Raw genomic sequence first — 22,401 nt, 5'->3', positions numbered from 1 at the left:
AGAGGGGTCCCGTGGACAGTAGGACGAAGCGCCGGTTATCCGCGGCGGAGCTCGACGCGCTGGCGCGGCGGGCGGTGGGCGCGGGCGTGACGTCGGCCACCGAGCTGACCGACGGCTACGCCAACGCCGTCTGGCGGCTGCTGCTCGACGACGGGCGCGAGGTGGTGCTGAAGCTGTCACCGCCGCCCGACCTCGACCAGCTCAGCTACGAACGCAACCTGCTGCGCATGGAGGCCGCCGCCTACGAGCTGGCCCTCAAGGCGGGCGTCCCGATGGCGACGCTGCTGCGCGCCGGGTTCGACGATCCGGTGCTGGGCGGCGACTACCTGCTGCTGAGCGCCCTCGACGGCGTGTCCTGGAACGACGTCAAGCCCGAGGGCGAGGACGCGCTGCGCAGGGAGTTGGGCGGCCATCTGGCCAGGTTCAACGCGGTGACCGGCGAGGTGTTCGGCTACCCGCACGCCGGGATCGTCGGCGCGACCTGGCGGGAGGCGTTCCTGGCCATGGTGGCGGCGCTGCTCGGCGACACCGAGCGCTTCCCGACGCCGCTGCCGCGCCCGGCCGCGGAGATCATGGCCGTGTTCGAGGCGGCGGCGCCGGTGCTGGAGGAGGTGACGACGCCGCGGCTGGTGCACTTCGACGTGTGGGCGGGCAACGTCTTCCTCGACCTGAGCGGCCCGCCGCGGATCCAGGCCATCATCGACCATGAGCGGGCCTTCTGGGGCGACCCGATCGCGGAGTTCGTCACGCCGACGATCTTCGGTGAGCTGACGGAGGACGACCCGCTGCTGGCCGGCTACCGCGAGGTGACGCCGCTGGAGCTGACCCCGGGGGCGCTGGCCAGGCTCGACCTCTACCGCGCCTACCTCTACCTCATCCTGCTGGTGGAGAACGGACCCCGGCAATACCCCGAGGAGGCGTACGCCAGGGTCCGCGATCTGGCGATCAGCTCACTGGGCGGGGTCCTGGACCGCCTCGTAAGCGCCTCCCCCGGCCTCGCGGGCTCCGGCTCCGGCGTGTAGTTTCGCGCACTGGCCGGCCCGCGCGCCCGTGATCTTGTTCGGCACGCCGAGGTCCACCGGCGCGGGCGTGTTCCCCGAGCAGGCGAGCGCGCCCTTGACCGTGGTGCCCGACAGGATCGGCGCCGTGTTGCCGCGCAGCAGCGCGGCCCCGCGCACGTCGGCGCCCACGACGGTCAGGGAGCGGGTGCCGCTGACGCTGAGCGCGCCGCTGAGCCGGGTGCCGAGCAGGTGCACGGCCGCGGCTCCCGCGGCGGTGAGCGTCCCGGTGATCCGGCCGCCCGTGGCCACCAGCGAGGCGCCCGCCTTCACCGTGACGGGCCCGGTGACCTGGGCGTCGTCGAGGCAGGTGACGCCCTCGGCGACGCCGAGCGGGCCGCGGTGGACGCCGGTGACGGTACGGGTGCAGGCCGGCGGCGGGGCGACGGTGGTGACGGTGAAGCTCTTGGCCTTGCCGTAGTTGCCCGCGGCGTCGATGGAGCGGTACTCGATCTCGTGGCGGCCGCGCGGCAGCTTGCCGTACACGAGGGAGTCGATGACCGTGCCCTCCTCCGTGAACGTCCACGGCAGCTCGGAGGAGGTGGGCCAGCCGAAGTAGTTGAACCAGCCGTCGCCGTCCACCCTGGACTCCGAGACCACGTAGCCGTCGCGGTCGTCGGCGCCGGTGAGCCGCATCGAGAACGGGCCGTTGTAGACGTAGGTGTCACCTGATCGGGCGAGCGGCTCGGACAGCTCGTACCGGGTGGCGGGCGCGGCGGCGTCGACCGTCCAGGTGAGCGTGCTCGCGCCGAGCGCCGCGGTGAGCGTGTGCCGGCCCGGCTTCAGGTCCAGCCCGCCCAGGTCGAGGTCGGCGCCCTCGCCGGCCTTGGCGCCGTCCAGCGTCCAGGTGACCTCGGGCAGGCTCGCGGCCGGATGGGTGGTCTCCACGTACACGACCTCGTCGCGGCCGAGCGGCCGGTCGGCAGGCGTGGAGGAGAGGAAGGCGGGCTCGGCGCCGTCCGGCGGGGTGGTCAGCGCGGTGTCCACCGTCCAGGTGCGGGTCCTGGTGATGGCGGCCCTGATCGCCGGGTCCCTGACGAAGCCGGTCGGGTCCGTGACCGTGGCCTTGACCGTGTGCGTCCCCGGCGTGAGGGAGAGGGTGCGCAGGTCGAGGGCGTCCCGGTCGCCCGGGAGGTCCCGGCCGTCCACGTTCCAGGCAGTGGTGAGGGAGTGGCTGACCGGGCGCATCGGCTCGACCCACAGCACCCGGTCCGCGCCTACGGGCGCGTCCACCGGGGCGGAGTCCTGGATGACCATGGTCTTGGCGGTGATGCGCTGGACCATGGCCTCGCGGCTGACCTGGTCGAAGTAGTAGCCGAGGGTCTTCATCATCGAGTGCCTGCTCGGCCGCCAGACGCCGGTCGTGTAGTAGAGGCCGCCCTCGAAGCGGCCGATCGGGCCGCCGGACTCGCTGGTCTCGCCCAGCCAGCGCCACCACTTCTTCTGCTGGTCGCGGAGCTGCTGCTCGGTCAGCAGCGTGTGGTGGGCGCTCGGCGGCTCGCCGCCGGTATAGGCGCCGCCGGGGACGCCGCGCTGGTAGTAGTCGTACTCGTCCTGCAGGCCGCCGAGCGAGTGGCCCAGCTCGTGCGGGCTGATCAGGGCGGACATGCTGTTGCTGCCGGAGGCGGTGGCGTACGAGCCGCCCGCGCCGCCGTACGTGCCGCTGTTGCCCAGCGCGAGGATCTGCCTGTTGCCGGACACGGTGCCGGTGACCAGGTCGGCGTAGCGGGTGGCGGCGGCGTTGTCCATGGTGATCAGGCGCTGGACGCTGCCCGGGTTGCAGCGGCCCCAGAAGCCCATGCTGAGCGGCGTCGTACGTCTCGGCGCGTCGAGCCCGGGGTCGCAGCTGATGCCGGACTCCCCGGAGACGATGTCGATCCGGTAGACGTTGATGTAGTTCCGGTAGGACTTGAACGGCTCGATCGACCACATCACGTTCAGGTGCCGGTCGGCGTCGGCCTTGAACTTCGCCTGGTCGGCCTCGGTGTAGCCGTCGCCCATGATGATCAGGTTGAACCGTTTGGCCGGGGCGCCGGTGACCTGCACGGGCACGACGGCGGCCGCGCCGGGCTCGGCTGAGGCATGAGCGGCGGAGACGGATAACTCGGGAAGCACACAGGACACGGCGGCGGCCAGGATCAAGGCCGCGAATCTACGCATGACATGCACTATCTGCCCGAATCATCCCAGTCGTCCATGCCCAGCCGCCCCCGATTTCCGGCCACAGCGCTCCCCGCGCTCCCGGCGCTCACGCGCTGGGCAGCGCGGCCAGCATGACGGGCGGCGTGGTGGGACGCTCGGAGCCGGCGGCCGGCTCGACCGTGAGCGCCACGTGGTCGTCGTCGCTCAGGGGCGTGAGCAGCATGGGCCCGGTCAGGCCGTCCTCCGCGGGGCCGATCATCCCTGCCGGACGCGTACCGCCGGGGCCCATCAGCCACAGCTCGTACGCCCTGGAGGCCGGCAGTTCCGGCAGGCCCGACGAGGCGAACACCATGCGCCCGGCCGCACGCGAGATCACGACCGTGCCGGTGCCGCCGGAGGTGACGGGCTGCCGCATGGTCTCGGCGTCGGGCGCGGCCAGCACGGCGATCAGCTCGTCGTTGCGCGCGTTGGCGTCGCCCAGATCGCGGCGGGCGTCGAAGGCGACCACCCCGAGCGCGATCGCGGCCGCGGCGGCCACCGCCGACAGCCCGGCCAGCACCCGCGACCGCCCGCGCCGCAGCGGGACGACCTCACCGCCCTCATGCGGCACGGGCGGCCGCCAGGGTGGCGCCGCGAACTCCCGGACCTCCCGGACGTCTTCCGGCGGCAGGCCGAGCGTCGGGGCGTCCGGGAAGGCATCCAGGTGCGCCGTCCCGAGAATCCGGGTCACCGGCGGGCGCCAGATGGTCGGGCTGTCGTCGAAACCCTGCTCTGGCCCCTGTTCCGGGCGTCCTGAGTGCTGCCAGGGCTCCTCGCCCGGACGTTCTTCGGGGGCTCGCGAACGGTGTGCGGCGTCGAGGAGTCTCCTGCGCAGCGCGGCGGGCGGCGGCTCTGCCACCGCTTCGGCCAGCCGGGCGGCCGTCTCCCGCAGATGCCGCACCTCGTTCCCGCATCGGGAACATGCGACCAGGTGCTCCTCGAACAGCACCCACTCGGCGTACGGCAGTGCGTGCACGGCGTAGGCGCCAGAGAGGGTGTGGAGTTCGTCGTTCATTTCCACTCCCCATGTGAGAGGCGGCTCACGCATGTACTTCGGCCGTTCGGGCATGTCGGATGGCCGCGGGGCCTTGTTCATTTCTCCTGGCTTTGCGACAATCTCATTAGGTGATGAATTATGAGCTGTGTGATAGCGGGCGGCGGGCCCGCGGGCGCGATGCTGGGACTGCTGCTGGCACGAGCGGGAGTCGAGGTCACACTCCTGGAGAAGCACGGTGACTTCCTCCGCGACTTCCGCGGCGACACGATCCATCCGTCCACGCTGCAGGTGCTCGACGAGCTGGGCCTGGCCCAGGAATTCCTGGAGCTCCCACACCGCAAGGCGTACGGGCTCAAGCTGGTCTCCGACACCGGCGACATCAGCCTGGCGAACCTGCGGGGCCTGCCGGGCACATTCGACTACATCGCGTTCGTCCCGCAGTGGGACTTCCTCAAGCTCGTCACGTCGGCCGCGAGCCGCTACCCGAGCTTCCGGCTGCTGATGAACGCCGAGGCGTACGGCCTGATCCGCGAGGGCGGCACCGTGCGCGGGCTCCGCTACCGGGACGCGTCGGGCGAGCACGAGATCAGGGCCGACCTGACCGTCGCCGCCGACGGCCGCCGTTCGGCCCTGCGCGAACAGGCCGGGCTCGTGCCGCAGGAGCTCGGCGCGCCGATGGACGTCGTGTGGTTCCGGCTGCCCAGGCTGGAGCAGGATCGCGACGACACGTTCCTGCGGGTCTCCAGCGGCCACATGATGGTCGCGATCAACCGGGAGACCTACTGGCAGCTCGCGTACCTGATCCCCAAGGGCGGGTACGGCGAGCTCACCCGCGGCGGCATCGACGCGCTCAGGGAGCCCGTGGCCAGGCTGCTGCCGTGGATCACTGACCGCACCGGGCAGATCGAGAGCTACGACGACGTCAGCGTGCTCACCGTCGCGATCAACCGGCTGCGCCGCTGGCATCGGCCGGGGTTCCTGTGCATCGGGGACGCCGCGCACGCCATGTCGCCGGTGTTCGGGGTGGGCATCAACCTGGCCGTGCAGGACGCGGTGGCCACCGCCAACCTGCTGGCCGGCTCGCTCAGATCCGGCGCGCCGATCCCCGAGGCCACGCTGCACCGGCTGCAGCAGCGGCGGATGCTGCCCACCAGGCTCACCCAGGCGGCCCAGCGGGTGGTCCAGAACCTCGTCATCAGCAGGGCGCTCAAGCGGCGGTTCAACGCCTCCCGGCTGCCACGGGACCTGACGAAGGTGCCGCTGGTCAACCGGCTGGCGCCGCGCTTCCTGGGGTTCGGGATCCGGCCGGAACACGTCCAGGTCAAGGAAGTTTGACCGTCCGCATACGCGTACGCGGATAACTGCCTTCTCACAACGTGGACAATGGGGTCGGTAGCGCCGAGCCAGTGGAATACCCTCGTATCTCGTGAGCAGCAATCTGGTGGACCTCGATTCCTGGCGAGCCCTCCCCGCGGCACAGCAGCCCGACTGGCCCGATCGCGGCGAGCTCGACAAGGTCGTCGCCGAGCTCGGCGGCCTGCCCCCTCTGGTCTTCGCCGGTGAATGCGACCAGCTCAAGGAGCAGCTGGCCGCCGTCGCCCGCGGCGAGGCGTTCGTCCTGCAGGGCGGTGACTGCGCCGAGACGTTCTCCGGCGCCACCGCCGACAACGTCCGCAACAAGCTCAAGACGCTGCTGCAGATGGCGATCGTGCTGACCTACGCCGCCAAGGTGCCGGTCGTGAAGATCGGCCGGGTGGCGGGACAGTTCGCCAAGCCGCGCTCGAAGGGCACGGAGGTCCGCGGCGGCGTCGAGCTGCCGGCCTACCGGGGCGACATGGTCAACGGCTTCGACTTCACCCCCGAGTCGCGCAAGCCCGACCCGTGGCGGCTGCTCAAGGCCTACCACTCCTCGGCCGTGACGCTCAACCTCGCCCGCGCCTTCACCAAGGGCGGCTACGCCGACCTGCGCCAGGTGCACGCCTGGAACCAGGACTTCGTGGCCGAGTCCCCCGCCGGCCGCCGCTACGAACAGCTCGCCAGGGAGATCGACCAGGGGCTGGCGTTCATGCGGGCCTGCGGGGCCGACCCCGAGGAGTTCCACACGGTCGAGTTCTACTCCTCGCACGAGGCGCTCATCCTCGACTACGACCGGGCGCTCACGCGCATCGACTCGCGTACGGGGCTGCCGTACGACGTGTCGGCCCACATGGTCTGGATCGGCGAGCGCACCCGCCAGCTCGACGGGGCGCACGTCGACTTCTTCCGCCGCATCCGCAACCCGATCGGCGTCAAGCTCGGCCCGACCACCGCGCCCGACGAGGCGCTGGCGCTGGTCGAGCGGCTCAACCCGGCCAACGAGCCCGGACGGCTCACGTTCATCACCCGGATGGGCTCCTCCAAGATCCGCGAGCACCTGCCCGCGCTGGTCAAGGAGGTCACCGCGGCCGGCGCCCAGGTGGCCTGGATCTGCGACCCGATGCACGGCAACACCTTCGAGGCGCCGAGCGGCCACAAGACGCGGCGGCTCGACGACGTGCTCGACGAGGTGGCGGGCTTCTTCGAGGTGCACAGGTCGCTCGGCACGCATCCGGGGGGCATCCACATCGAGTTCACCGGCGACGACGTGACGGAGTGCGTCGGCGGCGGGCACGAGATCGTCGAGACCGACCTCGGCACGCGCTACGAGACGGCCTGCGACCCGCGCCTCAACCGCAGCCAGTCGCTCGACCTCGCCTTCCGGGTGGCCGAGCTCTACCGCGGCTGATTCGCCCCGCCACACCCCTTCTGGACCCCGGCCCGGCCTGCTTCACCGCAGGCCGGGCCTCGGTTCTTGCGGCGGGCGGACGCGGGTGGCCGGTGTGGCGGACGAGGCGGATGGTGATCTGCGTCTCATCGGGGAGCCGACCAGAACTGAATTCCAGTAGGCGCGACTTTTCCACACTATGATCGCCCCGATAAGGCGAAAAATCGGGAGATAACGTGGATAGTGCCCCGGAGGGGGTCGACCCTAACGTCCCCAACGTCGCGCGGATGTACGACTACTACCTCGACGGCAAGGACAATTTCGCGGCCGACCGGGCCGCGGCCGAGCAGATCCTGCAGACGTTCCCCGACACCAAGCAGGGAGCCCGCGCCAACCGGGCCTTCCTGCGCCGGGCCGTGCGTCACGTGGTCGACTCGGGCGTACGGCAGATCGTGGACCTGGGCGCCGGGCTGCCGACTCAGGGCAACACCCACGAGATCGCCCCAGAGGCGCGCGTCGTCTACGTGGACTACGACTCCGTGGTCTGCGTGCACGGCAGGGCGCTGCTGGCCAGACAGGACAACGTGGACTTCCTCCAGGCCGACGTGCGGGAGGTGGACGCGCTGCTCGGCAAGCTGGGCGGCCTGGTCGACTTCGATCAGCCGGTGGCGTTCCTGATGCTGGCGATCCTGCACTTCATCCCGGACGACCAGGCGTACGACATCGTGGGGAAGCTCAAGGACACGAGCGTCCCCGGCAGCCACCTGGTGATCAGCCACGCGGTGGACGGCACCCCGGACACCACGCCACAGGCCCTGGAGATCTACAAGAAGGCCAGGGCCGCGCTCAACCTGCGCGACCGCGACGGGATCCTGCGCTTCTTCGACGGTTACGAGCTGGCCGAGCCGGGACTGACGTACCCGAACGGCTGGCGTCCCGAGGACCCGGACGCGCCGGGCAACGGGATCAACTTCGGGTACGTGGGCGTCGGCCGCAAGCCCTGACCCGCACGGCCCCGGGATGACCCGGCAACACGAGAGCCCCGTCCGGGGGACGGGGCTCGGCCGGCGACGTCAGCTCTTCCCGGCCTTCTTCAGCTCCTCGCTGAGCTCGGCCCTGATGGAGTCCATGTCGAGCGCCCGCACCTGGCGGATCAGGTCGTCGAGCGCCGGGCCGGGGATGGCGCCGGCCTGGGCGAAGACCACGATCCCGTCACGGATGGCCATCAGCGTGGGGATCGAGCTGATGTCGAAACCCTGCGCCAGCCCCTGCTCGGCATCGGTGTCGATCTTGCCGAACGTGATGTCGTCGTGCTTGTCCGACGCCTGCTCGAAGATCGGCCCGAACTTCTTGCACGGCGGGCACCACTCGGCCCAGAAGTCGAGCAGCACGATCCCCTTGTCCGCGATGTCGTTGAAGTTCGTCTCGGTCACTTCGATAGTCGCCACAAGTGGCTCCTCGTTCGTCGTTGAAGTCTGTCGTAGCGGTGGTGCATCCGTTGTCAACCACGTACCCACCACCAGCATTCCATGCTCCCAGGGGCCCGCGCCGGGCCTCCTGGGAGCAGGGTCCCTTGCGGCTACCGGCCGCCCGGCAACGTCAGGCCGACGACCAGCGGATCGTGGTCGGAGGAACGGTAGGCGTCCGGCTGGTAGAGGCCGGGCGGGTTGAACTCGGTGTTGTAGTCGAGGATGCGCGGCTCGTCGGAGTTGATGTGCCAGATGGTCGCGCTGGTCACCCGCTTGAGCAGCTGCCGGCCGACGAGCGCGTGGTCGAGCTCGCCCGCCAGCCCGTCGAACAGGTAGCTGTAGCGCAGCGGCGCGGGCACGAACCTCTTGGTCACGCTGGTCAGGCCGCCCGCCTCAAGGGTGTCGATCGGGTCCTCCGCGCCGTAGGCGTTGAGGTCGCCGAGCACGAGCGGGCTGGGCAGGTCCTGGTCCTCGATGAGCCCGAGCAGCGCCTTGGCCTGCGCGACGCGGGTGGCGTTCCAGCAGCTCTGCCCGTCGCCCTGGTCGGCGTCCGGGCCGTCGGCCGGGCAGGTGCCCTTGGACTTGAGGTGGTTGACCAGCATCGTGAACGGCTGGCCGCCGGCGGTCCTGCGGAAGGTCTGGATCAGCGGCGGGCGGCTGAACACCGCGTCCTGCGACGAGGTGGCCGCGCCGACCGGCGTCAGCTTGGCCGGCTTGTAGATCACGCCGACCTGGATGGCGTCGGTTCCGGGGTACGGATGCGTGAGCGCGGCGTACGTGCCCGCGCCGACCTCGGCGTTGACGGCGTCCACCAGCGCCTGCAGCGCGGTCTGGCCGTTGTTCTCGACCTCCATGAGCCCGACCGCGTCGGCGTTCAGCCCCTTGAGCGCGGCCACCAGCTTGGCGAGCTGGCGCTGCTGCTCGGCGACGGTGGTCGCCCCGCGCGAGCCGATCGTGGTGAACCAGTTGAGGGTGTTGAACGAGGCCACCTTGACGTTCCCGATCACCGGGAACGGCTTCGGCAGGCGCGGGTTGGCGTTGTGGTAGCCGATCGGCTTGGTGGGCTGCAGCCGGTAGGCGCCGAAGCCGTACCCGAGCACGCCCGTGATCCCGAACGCCACGTCGCCGGTCCGCACGATGGGCGGCAGGGTGGCCGGGTTCTCCCTGCTGGAGCCGTCGTCGACGAGCAGCGAGCGGCGCTTGTTCAGCGCCGGGTCCACGCCCGGCCGGTCGGTCGGCTGGAACAGCCGCCCCTGGGAGGACAGGACGACCTCGCCGAAGCGGCCCAGGTTGTAGTGCTCGCTGACGGTCAGCACCTGCGGGAACGTGAGCAGCATGTTCTCCACCGGCTCCAGGCCGGCGGACGGCAGCTTGTACGGCTGCGCCGCCACGCTGCCGGTGCCGCACACGTCCACGGCGGTGACCGGCGACAGCTCGGTCCACCCGTTGAACTCCGTCGCCCGGCCGGTCACCAGGACCCGGTCGCCGACCTTGACGTCCTTGAACGACTCCCGCGCGAAGGCGAACAGCCCCTCGGACGTCGCGGGGTCGGCGTCAGGCTGCGGATCCTGCAGGAAGAACCCGCTGAGCTGGTCGGTCCGCTGGAAGTCGGCGGTGACGACGCCTTCGACCCGCACGGTCTGGCCGGCCAGCGGGGTGGCGTCACCGCCGCCCTGCACTTGCGCGACGCGATGGGAGGCGGGGGTGTCGCAGGGGGCGGCCGGATCGGCCAGAGCCGGTGAAGGAGCCGCGAGGAGGGAGATCGGGAGAACTGCCGCGATCAGTGCCATCAGCGGTACTCGGGATAATGCGCGCATGTCCGGCACTTTAGGGCCATTTTAGAGCGCATTTTTCTACATAAAAGTGGATAGAACATTAAATCGTCGAACCTTGACATCGGCCACCGGGGGTATGACCAGTCCATGGACTGGGTAACCTGCGCGTATTCGGCTGCCTGCACCGGAATCGCCTGCCGGCCGTCCGGCTTGTGCCTGGCACACCTGTCACCAGAACAACTCCAGGAAGCGCTCCTGGGGCTGTCCCCCGGCCGCCTGCTCGACCTGCGCGGCACGACCATCTCCGGCGATCTTCTCTCCAGGATCCTCGACGCCACCGGCGCGAGACCCGGCAGGACCCGGCTGGAGCGCGTCAGGTTCACCGGCGACGTCAGGCTGTCCGGCGTGACGTTCGCGGGCGACGTGTCGCTCGACGAGGCCACGTTCGAGCGGCTGGCCTCGTTCTTCGGGGCCCGCTTCGACGGCAACGTGTCCCTGGCCGGGGCCAGGTTCACCCGCGAGCTGTCCTTCCACGGCGTCGCCGTGCGCGGTCACCTCTCGCTCGACCGGGCCGTGATGTCGCGTGACGCCCTGTTCAGCCAGGCGGTGCTCGGGCACGGGCTGTCGTGCGAGCGGGCCAGGTTCGACGGGTACGCCACGTTCGACGGCGCCCGCGTCGGCGACGGGGCCGCCTTCCGCGGCGCCCGCTTCGGCCGTACCCTGTCCTTCCGCAAGGTCAGCGGGCACGCCGGGTTCGAGGCCGCGCACTTCGCCGCCGACGCCTACCTCTCGGCCACCGGCCGGCTCTCCGTCGCCAGGGCGCGCGCCGACGGGATCCTGGACGTGGCGGTCGCCCGCTGCGGCGTGAACCTGCGCGGCGTCGAGGTGACCGGCACGACCACGTTGCGGCTGACCGACTCGCAGGCCGACCTGGAGGGCGCGGTCCTGCGCGGCCCCGCCACCGTGACCGGCAGGGGCAGGTCCACGCTGACCTCGCTGCGCCAGGTGGAGGCGGCCAGCCTCACCCTGTTCGGGCTGGACCTGTCCACGTGCAGGTTCGCCGGTCTCGCCCACCCCTCGGGGGTGCGGGTCAAGGACTGCACGTTCGCGCTCACACCGCGCGGCGTGCGGGTGAGCCTGCGCTGGCCGATGCTGCGCTGGTTCTCCCGCCGCCGTGCGCTGGCCGACGAGCACACCCTGCGCGGCTGGGGTGAGGCCGGCGGCGCCGGCACCACGCCCGACCGGCTGGCCACGCTCTACTCCGGCCTGCGGCCCAGCGACAGCGCCACCTCGGCCGACTTCGCCTTCGCGGCCATGGAGATGCGCCGCCAGGCCGGTCACCGCTGGTGGCTGTCGCTGTCCTGGCTGGTGTGCGGCTACGGCATGCGCATGGGCCGGGCGGCGGGCTGGTTCGCGCTGCTGACGGCGCTCGCCGCGGCCGTCCTGTGGTCGTCGGCCTCCCACGCCGAACGCCAGGCCGAGCCGCCGGGCCCGGCCGCGCACCGCTGACCCTCAGAGCTCCTCGACGATGGCGGCGATGGCGCGGAAGTGCGACGAGCGCCATCCGCCACCCATGATCCGGCGGGAGAGCTGCTGCACCTCGTCGTCGGGGTCGAAGCCCTCATGGTCGAGGAACAACCGCGTCCCCTTGCCCTCGGCCGCCAGCCGCCAGGTGACCGTCCAGTCCGCCCGCTTGCCGTCGCTCCAGCTGATCTTCATCAGCTCCCCGGGTACGAGCTCCAGCACCTCGCAGTAGACGACCCCGTCGAACCCGACCTGCTTCTTCGGCGTCGTGGTGAAGGTGAACCGGTGCCCGACCTCGGCCTTGAAGTCGTTGGACATGAGCCAGCGGGCGAGCAGCTCCGGCTCGGTGAGCGCCCGCCACACCTTCGCGGGCGGGTGCGCGATGAACTGGTCGAGCCTGATCGCGCGCAGGTCCTCGGTCGTCTCTCCATGGGACATCTCAGCTGGCATCGCCGGGTGCACCGTCCTCTTCCATCTCGTCGAGCAGGGTCGTGAGGTTGGCGAGCTTCTCCCGCCAGAAACGTTCGTAGGGGGTGAGCCAGTCGCGGATGTCCATGAGCGGCGCGGCCTCCAGCCGGTAGTGCCGTTCCCGCCCCTTGCGGGTCTCGGCCACCAGCCCGGCGTCCCTGAGCACCTTGAGATGCTCCGACACGCTGGGCCTGCTCATGTCGAACCGCTCGGCCAGCCGGCCCGCGGGCTGGGCGCCCTCGTCGAGCAGCAGCCGCAGCAGCTCGCGGCGGGCCGGGCTGGCCAGCGCCGTGAACACGTGGTCGGCCGTCATGCCTGGCTGACCACGTACCCGTTGCCGAAGGGGTCCTGGAACAGGAGCTGGCGGCCCCACGACTCGTCGCTCGGCCCCTCGAAGGCGGTCGCGTTCTCGCTCAGCCGCGCGGCCAGCGCGTCCAGGTCGGGCGCGGTCACGACCAGGCCGCCGATCGGCGCCATGGCGGGGAACCAGGAGGCCAGCAGCAGGGTGGTCGCGCCGCCCTTGGGGGCGACGGTGAGCCAGCGGCCCATCGGGAACGGGTTGTCGGTGCGCACCTCGAAGCCGAGCACGCCGGTGTAGAAGGCGAGCGCGCGCTCCTGGTCGGCCACGGGCACGGTGACGGTGGCGATTGCGGAAATCAGCATGTGGGACACTATACGTAGGAAATTTCCTACTTAACAACCCTTCGGCGAAATATCAGGGAGTTCCCGGATGGGCCCCCGAGGGCCGCCCTCCTAAACTTGGGGCCATGCGCATCGACGACTACGTGGCCGACCTGAACCGCGCGCTCTCTGGTCCGCACGGGCCGAAGCGGGACATGGTCGTCGAAGCGCGCCACAGCCTCTCCGACACCGCCGACGCCTTCGAAGCCGACGGGCTGGAGCGGCTGGAGGCGGAGCGGCTGGCCGTGGCGGAGTTCGGCCGGGTCGCCGAGATCGCGCCGGACTACCAGAGCGAGCTGACCGCCCTGTCGGGGCGGCGGCTGGGCGTCCTGCTGTTCGTCAGCGTCCCGGCCACGGTGCTCATGTGGTCGGTGCTCTGGCGGCTCTACCCCGCCACCGAGGAGGCCTGGGCCCGCCAGCCGAGCTGGTTCTGGCCCGTCTCACGCCTGCTCGACGTCCTCCAGCTCGCCACGGGCGTGTACGGCGGGCTGGCGCTGCTCGCGCTCAGCCGGGGCGCGCGGTGGATCCGCCGGCCGCACCTGGTGACCAGGTCGCTGGGCGTGATCGTCTGGGCCGCGCTGCCGATCACGGCCGGGCTGGGGCTGCTGCTCTCCTACGGGGCGGACTCCCCCAACACCCTGACCGCGCTGCCCACAGCGCTGGCCAACCTCGTGACCTCGGCGCTGTGGGGGATGCAGATCTACGGCGCCACGCGGTGCCTGCGCATCACGCGCGCGTCCCGTCCCAGCGCCGAACCCCGCTGACCGCCTTCTTCAGCTCGTGGCGCTGACCTCCGCTGCCCGTTGTCAGCTCGTGGCGCTGACCTCCGCGCGCAGCACGTTCCCGATCACGCTGGCGAACTCCCGCCAGGCCGACCGCTCGCCCGCCAGCTGGCTGCGGCCGGAGGCGGTCAGCCGGTAGGTGCGGCGTTTGCGCCCGCCCACCGTGGCCCACTCGCTGGACAGGTAGCCGACGCGCTCCAACCGGCGCAGGGCCGGATAGACGGTGCCCGTCGGCACGCTGAGCGCGCCTCCGCTGCGCTCCTGCAGCGCCTCGATGATGGCGTAACCGTGCAGGGGCTCACCCTCGAGCACCGAGAGCAGCAGCGCGTCCATGTGCCCGCGCAGCGCGTCTGGATTCATGACTCCGATCCTAGACACCGATTCAACATGTAGCCAGTCTACATGTAGGCTCTCTATATGTAGGTACGCACAACAACGGAGTCGTGATGGATGTACTCGAACTGGCCCGTACGCAGTTCGCCGTGACGGGGAGCCTGCATTTCCTGTTCGTCGTGCTCACGCTGGGCCTGGCCCCGCTGGTGGCGATCATGCACACCCGCTGGGTCCGGTCGGGCGACCCGGTGCACGAGCGGATGACCCGGTTCTGGGGGCAGATCTATGTCATCAACTACGCGCTGGGCATCGTCACCGGACTGGTGATGGAGTTCCAGTTCGGCCTGTCGTGGAGCGGGCTGTCCCACTACGCGGGTGACGTGTTCGGCGCGCCGCTGGCCATGGAGACGCTGGTGGCCTTCTTCCTGGAGTCCACGTTCCTGGGCCTGTGGATCTTCGGCTGGGGCCGGCTGCCCAGGCGGGCGCACCTGGCCTGCATCTGGCTGGTGACGCTGACGGCGTACGCGAGCGCGTTCTTCATCATGGTGGCGAACTCGTACCTGCAGAATCCGGCCGGATCCGTGCTCAGGAACGGGCGGATGGAGCTGGTCGACTTCGGCGCCCTGCTCACGAACAAGGCGCTGCTGTACTCCTTCCCGCATGTCATCGGGGCCGGGCTGTTCGCCGGGGGCATGGTGCTGGCCGGCGCCAGCGCGTACAAGCTGCGCCGCCGCACCGGCGAGCTGGAGTTCTTCTCCGCGTCGCTGCGGATGGGCGTCGGCGTGGCGGGCATCGGGATCCTCCTCACGATGATGTCCGGATACCTGCAGTTCAGCGGCGTGCAGGAGGGCAAGTTCAACGGGAATACGGGCGCGGCGCTCTCGCTCGCGTTCATGATGGAGATCGGGCAGCTCGTCGGCCTGTTCGTGCTGCTCGTGCTGCTGCCGCTGATCCGCAGCCTGCCCCGGCGGCGCTGGGCGCATCCGATCCTGATCGCGATGACGCCGCTGCCGTTCCTGCTGGCGATCGCGGGCTGGGGGGCGCGGGAGATCGGGCGGCAGCCCTGGATGATCTGGGAACGCCTCAGCGTCGCCGACGCCATGTCCCCCGGGCTGACGCCGGGCATGATCACGGCCTCGTTCATCGGCTTCGTGGCCGTGCTGGGGCTGCTGGCGGTCGTCGACTACGTGCTCATCGCCAAGGTGATCAGGCGCGGTCCCGGCGACCTGGCCCTCGGCGCCGCCGCGGATGAGCCCCGGTCCCCCGCCCTGAGCTACTGAGGAGTCAACGTGGATGTGATCTGGTTCGTCGTCTTCGCGGTGCTGTTCGCCGGATATTTCGCCCTTGAGGGGTTCGATCTGGGGGTGGGGCTGCTGCTGCCGGTGCTCGGCAGGACGCGTGAGGGCCGCGATCGCATGGTGGCCGCCGTCGCGCCGTACGTGCTGGCCAACGAGGTCTGGCTGGTGGCCGTGGCCGGGACGCTGTTCGGGGTGTATCCGCTGCTGGAGGGCGAGGTGCTGTTCGGCCTGTACCCGCTGGTGGTGGCCATGCTGCTGAGCTGGATCCTGCGGGACGCCGGGCTGTGGTTCCGGCGCAGGCTGGACGGCTTCCGGTGGCGGGGGTTCTGGGACGCGATGATCGCGTTCGGGTCGCTGGGGCTGTCGTTCTGCTGGGGGATGGCCCTGTACGCGGCGGCCACCGGGTTCGAGAGCCCGCCGGTGCATCCGCTCGGGGTGCTGCTGGGAGTGGTGGTGACGCTGCTGTTCGCCTTCCACGGGTGGACGTTCCTGGCCTGGCGGACGCCCGGCGTGTTCGGGGCGTCCAGATCGGGGCGGTCCCTGCTGATCTCGGGCGTGGTGGCCGCGCTGCCCGCCGTCGGTGTGCTCGCGGGCGCGATGCCGTACCTGCTGGAGCACAGCGCGCCCGCCGCCACGTTGAATGTGCTCAGTGTCATGGCGCTGCCGGTCGCACCCGTCATGCTGGGCGCGCAAGTATGGGTATGGCGGACTTTCCGGCCAGGGAAGGACGCCGTCCCGCTCCCGTCGTTCTTCTGAGGGCATGTGCATAAGGATCTTCTGCGGCTCATGCGGGCCGAGCGGTCGGTGCGCCGCCACCTGACCGTGACCATGGCCGCGGCGGTGCTGGCCGGGCTGCTGGTGCTGGTGCAGGCCGAGCTGCTGGCCGGGGTGCTGTCCGGCAGGTTCACCGCCGTCGCGCTCGCGGGGCTGGCGGGGGTCGTGGGCGTGCGCGCGCTGCTGGCGTGGACCCAGGGCGTGTTCGCCGGGCGCACCGCGACCGGGGTGAAGTCGGCGCTGCGCCACCGGCTGCTGGGCCGCCTGCGCGACCTCGGGCCCGCGCGGCTGGCCGCGCACCGATCCGGCGAGCTGGTCACGCTCACGGGGCGCGGCCTGGACGGGCTCGACGCCTACCTGACCGGCTACCTGCCGTCGATCGCGGTGGCCGCGGTGGTGCCGGTGGCCGTCCTGGTCCGGCTGTTCGCGGCCGACCTGGCGAGCGCGGTGATCGTGCTGGTCACGCTGCCGCTCATCCCGGTGTTCGGCGCGCTCGTCGGCATGACCACCAAGGCCGTCACCGAGCGGCAGTTCCTGGCGCTGTCGCGGCTCGGGGGGCACTTCCTGGACGTGGTGCGCGGGCTGCCGACGCTGCGCGCGTTCGGGCGGGCCCGCTACCAGGCCACCGTCATCCGGCAGGTGGCCGACGCGCACCGGAGCGCCACGATGCGGACGCTGCGGGTGGCGTTCCTGTCCTCGCTGGTGCTGGAGCTGTGCGCGTCGCTGTCGCTGGCGCTGGTGGCGGTGCCGATCGGGCTGCGGCTGCTCGGGGGGTCGCTGGATCTGACGACGGCGTTGCTGGTGCTGCTGCTGGCGCCGGAGGCGTATCTGCCGCTGCGGGCGATGGGGACGCGGTTCCACGCCTCCATGGAGGGGGTGGCCGCCGCGGACGCGGCGTTCGCCGTACTGGACGAGGCCGGTGACGACGAGCCTGACGGGGTACGCCCGGCCGCCGCGCCGCCGGGTGGCGCCCCCGAGATCCGGCTGGAGAACGTGACCGTGCGCTACCCGGGCCGGGACGGAGCCGCGCTGGAGAACGTCTCGCTCACCATCGGGCCGCGCGAGCGGGTCGCCCTGGTGGGTGAGAGCGGCGGCGGCAAGAGCACGCTGCTGCACCTGGTCCTCGGCTTCGTCCGCCCGTCCGAGGGCCGGGTCCTCGTCGGCGGCGTGGACCTGCGCGAGCTGGACCTGGCGGCCTGGCGGGCGCGGCTGGCGTTCGTGGCCCAGCGCCCGCACCTGTTCGCCGCGTCGGTGGCCGGCAACATCCGGCTCGGGGCCCCTTCCGCCACTCTCGACGACGTCCGCCGGGCCGCCGCGGCCGCGCACGCCGGCTTCGTGGCCGACCTGCCCGAGGGGTACGACACGGTGGTGGGCGAGCGCGGCGCCAACCTGTCGGCGGGACAGCGGCAGCGGATCGCCCTGGCGCGCGCCTTCTGCCGGCCCGGCGCCTCGGTGCTGCTGCTCGACGAGCCCACGGCGCGGCTCGACGGGCGCAGCGAGGCCGCCGTGGTCGCGGCCACCGCGGACCTGGCCGAGGGGCGTACGGCGGTCATCGTCGCGCACCGGCCCGCCATGATCGACCTGGCCGATCGCGTCATCCGCGTCCACGAGGGCCGCATCGTCTCCGACACGACCCACTCCACCGACCCATCGTTGCCACCGGGGCGCGATCACGCCGCGGCGGCGCTGCCGGGGCCGGAGGACGAGGAGGCACCGACGGCGGTGCCGAAGGACAGGGAGCCGCCAGCTGCGGCGATCCCGGCGGACGAGGAGCCGCCGGGGCGCGATGAGGTCGCGGCGGCGCTGCCGAGACCGGAGGATGGGGAGGCGCCGGGGCGCGATCATGTCGCGGTGGTGCGGCGGGAAGGGAGCGGGCGGTGAACCGGCGTATGGGAACGCGGCTCCTCTGGGCCGTGCTGGCGGGAGCGGCGGCCGACCTGGCCGGGCTGGGCCTGATCGCCGCAGCCGCCTGGCTGATCACCCGGGCCGCCGAGCAGCCGCCGCTGGCCGCGCTCAGCGTGGCGATCGTGGCGACGCGAGCGTTCGCCACGAGCAAGGGCGTCTTCCGCTACGCCGAGCGCCTCACCGGCCACGACGTCGCCCTGCGCGCCCAGGCGGGCACCCGCGAACGCCTCTACCAGGCCCTGATCCCGCCCCAGCAGCCCCGCCACGGCGGTGCCGACCTGCTCAGCCGCATGGTCGACGACACCGAGGCCGTGCAGGACCTGCTGGTGCGCTGCCTGCTCCCCGCCGCCGCGGCGGCGGTGGCCGGGCTGGCGGCCGTCGTGATCGGGCTGACCGTCCTGCCGGTGACGGCTCTGGTGCTGACGGCCGGGCTGGTCCTGGCCGGGGTGCTGCTGCCCGCCGGCACGGCCGCCGCGGCCCGCCGCTGGTCGGCCAGGATCGCGCCGGCGCGGGCGGCCCTCGCGGCCCGGGTGGCGGACCTCGTGCACGGGTCCGCGGACCTGGCGGCGTACGGGGCCGACGACGAGGCGCTGGCCAAGGCGCTGGCCGCCGACGAGGCCCTGGCCGCGCTCGAACGCCGCCAGGCCCGCGTCCACGCCGCCGCCCTGGCGGGCGGCACGCTGGTGCAGGGGCTGACGGTGGCGGCGATCGTCCTGCTCGCTCAGTCGGCTGGCGCCTCCTCGGTCGGCACGGCCGTGCTCGCGCTGACCTCCCTGGTGGCGTTCGAGCCCGTACTTCCCCTGGCGGCGGCCGGCGAGCGCCTGGCGGGCATCACGGCCGCGCTCAGGCGGCTGCGCGAGGTCCGGTCCGCCACCCCGGTGATCGCGGAGCCCGCCGCCCCCGCGCCCGTCCCCTCGGGCCCGCTGACCGTCGAGATCGACAACCTGGTGGTACGCCACTCCCCCCGCCCCGCCGCCGCGGGCACCTTCGCCACTCCCGGCACCTCCACGGCTCCGGGCACTCAAGCCACTCCTGCCGCTGAGGGCACTCCGGGCACTCCCGCGCAGGATGGCGGGCGGGCTGCGGTGGACGGGGTGTCGTTGCGGCTCGGGCCCGGGCAGCGGGTGGCGATCGTGGGGCCCAGCGGGGCCGGTAAGAGCACGTTGCTGGCCGCCCTCATGCGCCTGGTCGAGCCCGAGTCCGGCGGCATCCGGGTGAACGGCGTGGACCTCCGCGACCTCGCCGCCGACGACGTGCGTACGCTCATGACGGGCCTCACCCAAGACCCGTACATCTTCCGTGCCAGCCTGCGCGACAACCTGCGCCTCGCCGGCCCCGAGGCGGACGACGAGGCGCTGCGGAAGGCCGTACACGATGCCCGGCTCGGCGGCTGGGTCGAGCGGACCGGATGGGACGCCGAGCTGGGCGAGGACGGCAAGACCGTGTCCGGCGGCCAGTTGCAGCGGCTGGCCCTGGCCAGGGCGCTGCTGTACGACCCGCCCGTGCTGCTCCTCGACGAGCCCGCCGAGGCGCTCGACGAGGAGACGGCCGACCGGCTGATGGCCGATCTGCTCGACGTCACCAGGGATCGCACCACGCTGCTCGTGACGCACCGCCTCAAGGGCCTGGAGACGGTCGACGAGATCGTCGTCCTGGACGAGGGCCGGGTCGTCCAGCGGGGCACGCACGACGAGCTCGTCGCCGCCGCCGGCTACTACCGCGACCTGTGGGAGTCCGAAGTACTCACCCGCAGGTAAGCCTCCGTCCGACCTCTTGGGTTGAGTTTGCGCGGCCATCTGGTTTAAAGTACAAACCAGTTTAAGACTTCGAGGAGTTTGCGATGGCGGACAACAACCCCGCGCCCAGTCCGGAGGAGATGCTCCGCGTCATCGAGGAGCAGAGCGTCGCCACCGCGAAGATGCTCTTCCCCAACCCGGTCCTGTTCTACCTGCCCTGGGGCGTGGCGTGGCTGCTCGGCTTCACCGCGTTCTTCCTCAGCTACGGGCTCGGCGGCCGGCCGTACGCGCCCATCTCCCCGATGCAGGCGCTGGCCGTGCTGATGGGCGCCCAGCTCGTCGCGGGGGCGGTGACCACGTTCTGGCTCGTGCGGATGAACAGGCCCGTTCGCGGCGACAGCACGGCCAGAGGCGCGATGTACGGCTATTCGTGGTTCGCCGGGATGCTGCTGGTGGCCGTGCTCGCCAGCCGGATCACCCCCATGCTGCCGCCCGCTGAAAGGGGGCTGGTGTGGGCGGGCGCGTCGATGACGGTGGTGGCGCTGCTGTACATGGCGGGCGGCGCGATCTGGCTGAGCTGGCCGATGTTCTTCGTCGGCTCGTGGGTCGCCGGCGTGAACGCGCTCGGCATTCTGCTCGGCCCGGGCTGGCACGCGCTGCTGACGGCCGTGCTCGTGGGGGGCGGGTTCATCGCCGTGGCGGCCTTCCAGAGGCGCCGCGCATGACGACCGAGAACGCTCTGCCCGACCTGGATCCCGTGATCCACGCGCAGGCCAGGCTACGGGTGGTCGCCGCGCTCAACGTCCTTCCCGAGGGCGACGAGATGGCGTTCGCCTCGATGAAGGACCTGCTCGGCATGACCGCGGGCAACCTGTCCGTCCATCTGACCAAGCTGGAAGAAGCCGGATATGTCCGGATCATCAAGACGCACAAAGGCCGTACCCCGGTGACGTTCCTGGCGCTCACCAAACGCGGGCGGCTGGCTTTCGAGGACTACACCAAGGCGATTCGCGCCCTGCTGGACAACGCTGGAGGAATCACATGACGGTCCTCGCCCGGGCGACAGAGGTCACCCGCCGCTACGGCGACGTGCTGGCGCTCGACCGCGTCTCGCTCGACATCCGGGCCGGCGAGCTGGTCGGCCTGCTCGGCCCGAACGGGGCGGGCAAGTCCACCCTGATCAACCTGTTCGTGGGGCTGCGCCGCCCGACGTCCGGCACGGTCGAGCTGCTCGGCGGCTCGCCCCGGGATCCGGTCGCCAGGCGCGGCATCGGCGTCACCCCGCAGGAGACGGGGCTGCCCGAGTCGTTAAGGGTCGGCGAGATCGTCGACTTCGTGTCGGCGCACTTCCCCGAGCGCGCGGCCAAGGGCGAGCTGCTGTACCGCTTCGGGCTGTCCGATCTGGTCAAGCGCCAGGTCGGCGGCCTGTCGGGCGGCCAGAAGCGGCGGCTGGCGGTCGCGCTGGCGTTCGCGGGCAAGCCGCGGATGGTGTTCCTGGACGAGCCCACGACCGGACTCGACGTCGAGGCCAGGCGCTCACTGTGGGACGGCATCAAGGCCTTCCACGACGACGGCGGCACGGTGCTGCTCACCAGCCACTACCTGGAGGAGATCGAGGCCCTGGCCAAGCGGGTGGTCGTGGTGGGCGGCGGGCGCGTGCTGGCCGACGACACGATGCAGGCCGTACGCGACGTCGTGGGGGTCCGGCGCGTCTCGTTCGCCGCGGGAGAGGTGCCCGAGCTGCCCGGGGTGATCGGGTCCGAGCGCGAGGACGGCCGGATCAACCTGGTCACCACCGACCCCGACCGGCTGGTCGTCGAGCTGGTGCGGAGCGGCACGCCGTTCTCCGGCCTCGAGATCAGGCCGACCACCCTGGAAGAGGCCTTCCTCGCCATCACCTCGAAGGAGACCGCCGATGTCTAGCCTGATCGCCGCGCACACCAGGTTCCTCATGATCGAGCAGCTCAGGGTGCCGATCGGCCTGCTGGCCAGCGCGCTGTTCCCGGCCATCTCGATGCTGGCGTTCGTGGTGCCGTTCGCGGGCGACGACCCCCAGGCCGCCACTATGGCGACGGGGTCGCTGATGTTCTTCGGAGCGATGTCGGGTGCGCTGATCGCGCTCAGCATCTCGGTCGCCATGGACCGCGAGCAGCCGTGGAACCCGTATCTGCGCACGCTCCCCGCCGGGCCGTTCCCCCGCTTCGCCGGGCGGATCCTGGCCACGCTCGCCGTCATGCTGCTCTCGGTGATCCCCGTGCTGCTGGTCGCGGCGTTCTTCACCGAGGCGACCATCACGCCGCTCCGGCTGCTGCTCGGGCTGGGCGTGCTGATCGCCGGTGGCATCCCGTTCATGCTGCTCGGCCTGTTCATCGGCTTCATGCTGACGGCCAAGGCGGCCATCGCGGTGTCGCAGCTGCTGTTCTTCCCGCTCGCGATCCTCGGCGGGCTGCTGCTGCCGCCCCAGATCCTGCCCGGCTTCATCGAGGTCGTCTCGCCGTACACGCCCGCGAGGGGTGCGGCGGAGCTCCTGTGGTGGGCGATCGCGGGGAACGACCCGAACGTCACCGCGCTGATCGCGCTGGCCGGGTGGACCGTGGCGGCGGCGGCCGGTGCGGCGTGGGCCTACCGCCGCGACGAGGGCCGCCGCTTCTCCTGAATGGGGGGGTGTGCCGCCGAG

General features: G+C 71.6%; 22 protein-coding genes. 14 read left to right on the top strand and 8 right to left on the bottom strand.

The window, feature by feature from the left end:
- Positions 1-11 precede the first annotated feature (11 nt).
- Positions 12-1,022 (top strand): phosphotransferase family protein, encoded by a 1,011-nt coding sequence (locus ABEA43_RS14780; RefSeq protein ID WP_345562081.1) that lies wholly within the window; start codon positions 12-14, stop codon positions 1,020-1,022.
- Here ABEA43_RS14780 and ABEA43_RS14775 read toward each other — a convergent pair.
- Both ABEA43_RS14775 and ABEA43_RS14770 read right to left on the bottom strand, forming a co-directional pair.
- On the bottom strand, positions 951-3,218 hold the full coding sequence (locus tag ABEA43_RS14775) for a M64 family metallopeptidase (protein ID WP_345562079.1): 2,268 nt from the start codon (positions 3,216-3,218) through the stop codon (positions 951-953). The genes ABEA43_RS14780 and ABEA43_RS14775 overlap by 72 nt on opposite strands.
- An 88-nt stretch (positions 3,219-3,306) precedes the next feature.
- Positions 3,307-4,254 carry an anti-sigma factor gene (locus ABEA43_RS14770; protein WP_345562078.1) on the bottom strand — a complete coding sequence of 316 codons (948 nt, stop codon included), beginning with the start codon at positions 4,252-4,254 and terminating at the stop codon, positions 3,307-3,309.
- Positions 4,255-4,374: 120 nt separating this feature from the next.
- On the opposite strand from ABEA43_RS14770, the gene ABEA43_RS14765 reads away from it, so the two are divergent.
- The 3 genes from ABEA43_RS14765 to ABEA43_RS14755 all read left to right on the top strand — a co-directional run bounded on the left by ABEA43_RS14765 (position 4,375) and on the right by ABEA43_RS14755 (position 7,983).
- On the top strand, positions 4,375-5,571 hold the full coding sequence (locus ABEA43_RS14765; RefSeq protein WP_345562076.1) for an FAD-dependent oxidoreductase: 1,197 nt from the start codon (positions 4,375-4,377) through the stop codon (positions 5,569-5,571).
- 91 nt (positions 5,572-5,662) lie between these two features.
- The gene (locus ABEA43_RS14760) at positions 5,663-7,000 is read left to right on the top strand and encodes a class II 3-deoxy-7-phosphoheptulonate synthase (RefSeq protein ID WP_345562075.1); all 1,338 of its coding nucleotides are present in this window, start codon (positions 5,663-5,665) and stop codon (positions 6,998-7,000) included.
- A gap of 215 nt (positions 7,001-7,215) precedes the next feature.
- Positions 7,216-7,983: an SAM-dependent methyltransferase gene (locus ABEA43_RS14755; protein WP_345562073.1), complete on the top strand. Its 768-nt coding sequence runs from the start codon at positions 7,216-7,218 to the stop codon at positions 7,981-7,983.
- 69 nt (positions 7,984-8,052) lie between these two features.
- Here the strand turns inward: ABEA43_RS14755 and ABEA43_RS14750 are convergent, their stop codons facing one another.
- Complete coding sequence (locus ABEA43_RS14750) at positions 8,053-8,427, bottom strand: thioredoxin family protein (protein WP_345562070.1); 375 nt, start codon at positions 8,425-8,427, stop codon at positions 8,053-8,055.
- 131 nt (positions 8,428-8,558) lie between these two features.
- Positions 8,559-10,265 (bottom strand): ExeM/NucH family extracellular endonuclease, encoded by a 1,707-nt coding sequence (locus tag ABEA43_RS14745; protein ID WP_345562067.1) that lies wholly within the window; start codon positions 10,263-10,265, stop codon positions 8,559-8,561.
- Positions 10,266-10,370: 105 nt separating this feature from the next.
- On the opposite strand from ABEA43_RS14745, the gene ABEA43_RS14740 reads away from it, so the two are divergent.
- Entirely contained in the window at positions 10,371-11,732 is a 1,362-nt protein-coding gene (locus tag ABEA43_RS14740; protein WP_345562066.1) for a pentapeptide repeat-containing protein, read from the top strand.
- Positions 11,733-11,735: 3 nt separating this feature from the next.
- Here ABEA43_RS14740 and ABEA43_RS14735 read toward each other — a convergent pair whose 3' ends face one another.
- The 3 genes from ABEA43_RS14735 to ABEA43_RS14725 are packed head-to-tail and all read right to left on the bottom strand — an operon-like array spanning position 11,736 to position 12,878.
- Positions 11,736-12,197 carry an SRPBCC family protein gene (locus ABEA43_RS14735; protein WP_345562064.1) on the bottom strand — a complete coding sequence of 154 codons (462 nt, stop codon included), beginning with the start codon at positions 12,195-12,197 and terminating at the stop codon, positions 11,736-11,738.
- Positions 12,187-12,528, bottom strand: coding sequence for an ArsR/SmtB family transcription factor (locus ABEA43_RS14730; RefSeq protein WP_345562062.1), 342 nt, complete (start codon positions 12,526-12,528; stop codon positions 12,187-12,189). Before ABEA43_RS14730 ends, ABEA43_RS14735 begins: the two co-directional genes overlap by 11 nt.
- Complete coding sequence (locus tag ABEA43_RS14725; RefSeq protein ID WP_345562061.1) at positions 12,525-12,878, bottom strand: VOC family protein; 354 nt, start codon at positions 12,876-12,878, stop codon at positions 12,525-12,527. Before ABEA43_RS14725 ends, ABEA43_RS14730 begins: the two co-directional genes overlap by 4 nt.
- Before the next feature lie 104 nt (positions 12,879-12,982).
- Between ABEA43_RS14725 and ABEA43_RS14720 the strand changes: the two genes are divergently transcribed.
- Positions 12,983-13,660 (top strand): permease prefix domain 1-containing protein, encoded by a 678-nt coding sequence (locus ABEA43_RS14720; RefSeq protein ID WP_345562059.1) that lies wholly within the window; start codon positions 12,983-12,985, stop codon positions 13,658-13,660.
- A 42-nt stretch (positions 13,661-13,702) separates the two neighbouring features.
- On the opposite strand, the gene ABEA43_RS14715 is transcribed toward ABEA43_RS14720, so the two are convergent.
- Positions 13,703-14,038: a helix-turn-helix transcriptional regulator gene (locus tag ABEA43_RS14715; protein WP_345562057.1), complete on the bottom strand. Its 336-nt coding sequence runs from the start codon at positions 14,036-14,038 to the stop codon at positions 13,703-13,705.
- 86 nt (positions 14,039-14,124) lie between these two features.
- Here ABEA43_RS14715 and ABEA43_RS14710 point away from each other — a divergent pair, with 86 nt between their 5' ends.
- The 8 genes from ABEA43_RS14710 to ABEA43_RS14675 all read left to right on the top strand — a co-directional run bounded on the left by ABEA43_RS14710 (position 14,125) and on the right by ABEA43_RS14675 (position 22,380).
- Positions 14,125-15,291: a cytochrome ubiquinol oxidase subunit I gene (locus tag ABEA43_RS14710; protein ID WP_345562055.1), complete on the top strand. Its 1,167-nt coding sequence runs from the start codon at positions 14,125-14,127 to the stop codon at positions 15,289-15,291.
- A gap of 9 nt (positions 15,292-15,300) precedes the next feature.
- A complete protein-coding gene (locus tag ABEA43_RS14705) occupies positions 15,301-16,065 on the top strand; it encodes a cytochrome d ubiquinol oxidase subunit II (protein WP_345562053.1) in 765 nt (254 codons plus the stop codon).
- Between the two features lie 6 nt (positions 16,066-16,071).
- The gene (gene cydD, locus ABEA43_RS14700) at positions 16,072-17,964 is read left to right on the top strand and encodes a thiol reductant ABC exporter subunit CydD (RefSeq protein WP_345562051.1); all 1,893 of its coding nucleotides are present in this window, start codon (positions 16,072-16,074) and stop codon (positions 17,962-17,964) included.
- A gap of 8 nt (positions 17,965-17,972) precedes the next feature.
- Entirely contained in the window at positions 17,973-19,745 is a 1,773-nt protein-coding gene (cydC, locus tag ABEA43_RS14695; RefSeq protein ID WP_425570264.1) for a thiol reductant ABC exporter subunit CydC, read from the top strand.
- Positions 19,746-19,828: 83 nt separating this feature from the next.
- Positions 19,829-20,449, top strand: a complete 621-nt coding sequence (locus ABEA43_RS14690; protein ID WP_345562047.1) for a hypothetical protein — start codon at positions 19,829-19,831, stop codon at positions 20,447-20,449.
- Positions 20,446-20,769 (top strand): winged helix-turn-helix domain-containing protein, encoded by a 324-nt coding sequence (locus ABEA43_RS14685; protein WP_345562045.1) that lies wholly within the window; start codon positions 20,446-20,448, stop codon positions 20,767-20,769. Before ABEA43_RS14690 ends, ABEA43_RS14685 begins: the two co-directional genes overlap by 4 nt.
- Positions 20,766-21,647, top strand: coding sequence for an ABC transporter ATP-binding protein (locus tag ABEA43_RS14680; protein WP_345562044.1), 882 nt, complete (start codon positions 20,766-20,768; stop codon positions 21,645-21,647). The genes ABEA43_RS14685 and ABEA43_RS14680 overlap by 4 nt, the downstream gene beginning before the upstream one ends.
- Positions 21,640-22,380, top strand: a complete 741-nt coding sequence (locus tag ABEA43_RS14675) for an ABC transporter permease (RefSeq protein ID WP_345562042.1) — start codon at positions 21,640-21,642, stop codon at positions 22,378-22,380. Before ABEA43_RS14680 ends, ABEA43_RS14675 begins: the two co-directional genes overlap by 8 nt.
- Positions 22,381-22,401 lie beyond the last annotated feature (21 nt).

It is taken from the genome of Nonomuraea rosea, from assembly GCF_039539705.1.
Taxonomy (GTDB): domain Bacteria; phylum Actinomycetota; class Actinomycetes; order Streptosporangiales; family Streptosporangiaceae; genus Nonomuraea; species Nonomuraea rosea.
This window is presented reverse-complemented; position numbering and strand designations above follow the sequence as displayed.

Coding starts and splice junctions, on each gene's coding strand:
- ABEA43_RS14735 (WP_345562064.1), bottom strand. CDS start 12,197: ATGCCAGCTGAGATGTCCCATGGAGAGACGACCGAGGACCTGCGCGCG.
- ABEA43_RS14715 (WP_345562057.1), bottom strand. CDS start 14,038: ATGAATCCAGACGCGCTGCGCGGGCACATGGACGCGCTGCTGCTCTCG.
- ABEA43_RS14710 (WP_345562055.1), top strand. CDS start 14,125: ATGGATGTACTCGAACTGGCCCGTACGCAGTTCGCCGTGACGGGGAGC.
- ABEA43_RS14720 (WP_345562059.1), top strand. CDS start 12,983: ATGCGCATCGACGACTACGTGGCCGACCTGAACCGCGCGCTCTCTGGT.
- ABEA43_RS14730 (WP_345562062.1), bottom strand. CDS start 12,528: ATGACGGCCGACCACGTGTTCACGGCGCTGGCCAGCCCGGCCCGCCGC.
- ABEA43_RS14765 (WP_345562076.1), top strand. CDS start 4,375: ATGAGCTGTGTGATAGCGGGCGGCGGGCCCGCGGGCGCGATGCTGGGA.
- ABEA43_RS14680 (WP_345562044.1), top strand. CDS start 20,766: ATGACGGTCCTCGCCCGGGCGACAGAGGTCACCCGCCGCTACGGCGAC.
- ABEA43_RS14745 (WP_345562067.1), bottom strand. CDS start 10,265: ATGCGCGCATTATCCCGAGTACCGCTGATGGCACTGATCGCGGCAGTT.
- ABEA43_RS14775 (WP_345562079.1), bottom strand. CDS start 3,218: ATGCGTAGATTCGCGGCCTTGATCCTGGCCGCCGCCGTGTCCTGTGTG.
- ABEA43_RS14740 (WP_345562066.1), top strand. CDS start 10,371: ATGGACTGGGTAACCTGCGCGTATTCGGCTGCCTGCACCGGAATCGCC.
- ABEA43_RS14685 (WP_345562045.1), top strand. CDS start 20,446: ATGACGACCGAGAACGCTCTGCCCGACCTGGATCCCGTGATCCACGCG.
- cydC (WP_425570264.1), top strand. CDS start 17,973: ATGGGAACGCGGCTCCTCTGGGCCGTGCTGGCGGGAGCGGCGGCCGAC.
- ABEA43_RS14690 (WP_345562047.1), top strand. CDS start 19,829: ATGGCGGACAACAACCCCGCGCCCAGTCCGGAGGAGATGCTCCGCGTC.
- ABEA43_RS14725 (WP_345562061.1), bottom strand. CDS start 12,878: ATGCTGATTTCCGCAATCGCCACCGTCACCGTGCCCGTGGCCGACCAG.
- ABEA43_RS14675 (WP_345562042.1), top strand. CDS start 21,640: ATGTCTAGCCTGATCGCCGCGCACACCAGGTTCCTCATGATCGAGCAG.
- ABEA43_RS14770 (WP_345562078.1), bottom strand. CDS start 4,254: ATGAACGACGAACTCCACACCCTCTCTGGCGCCTACGCCGTGCACGCA.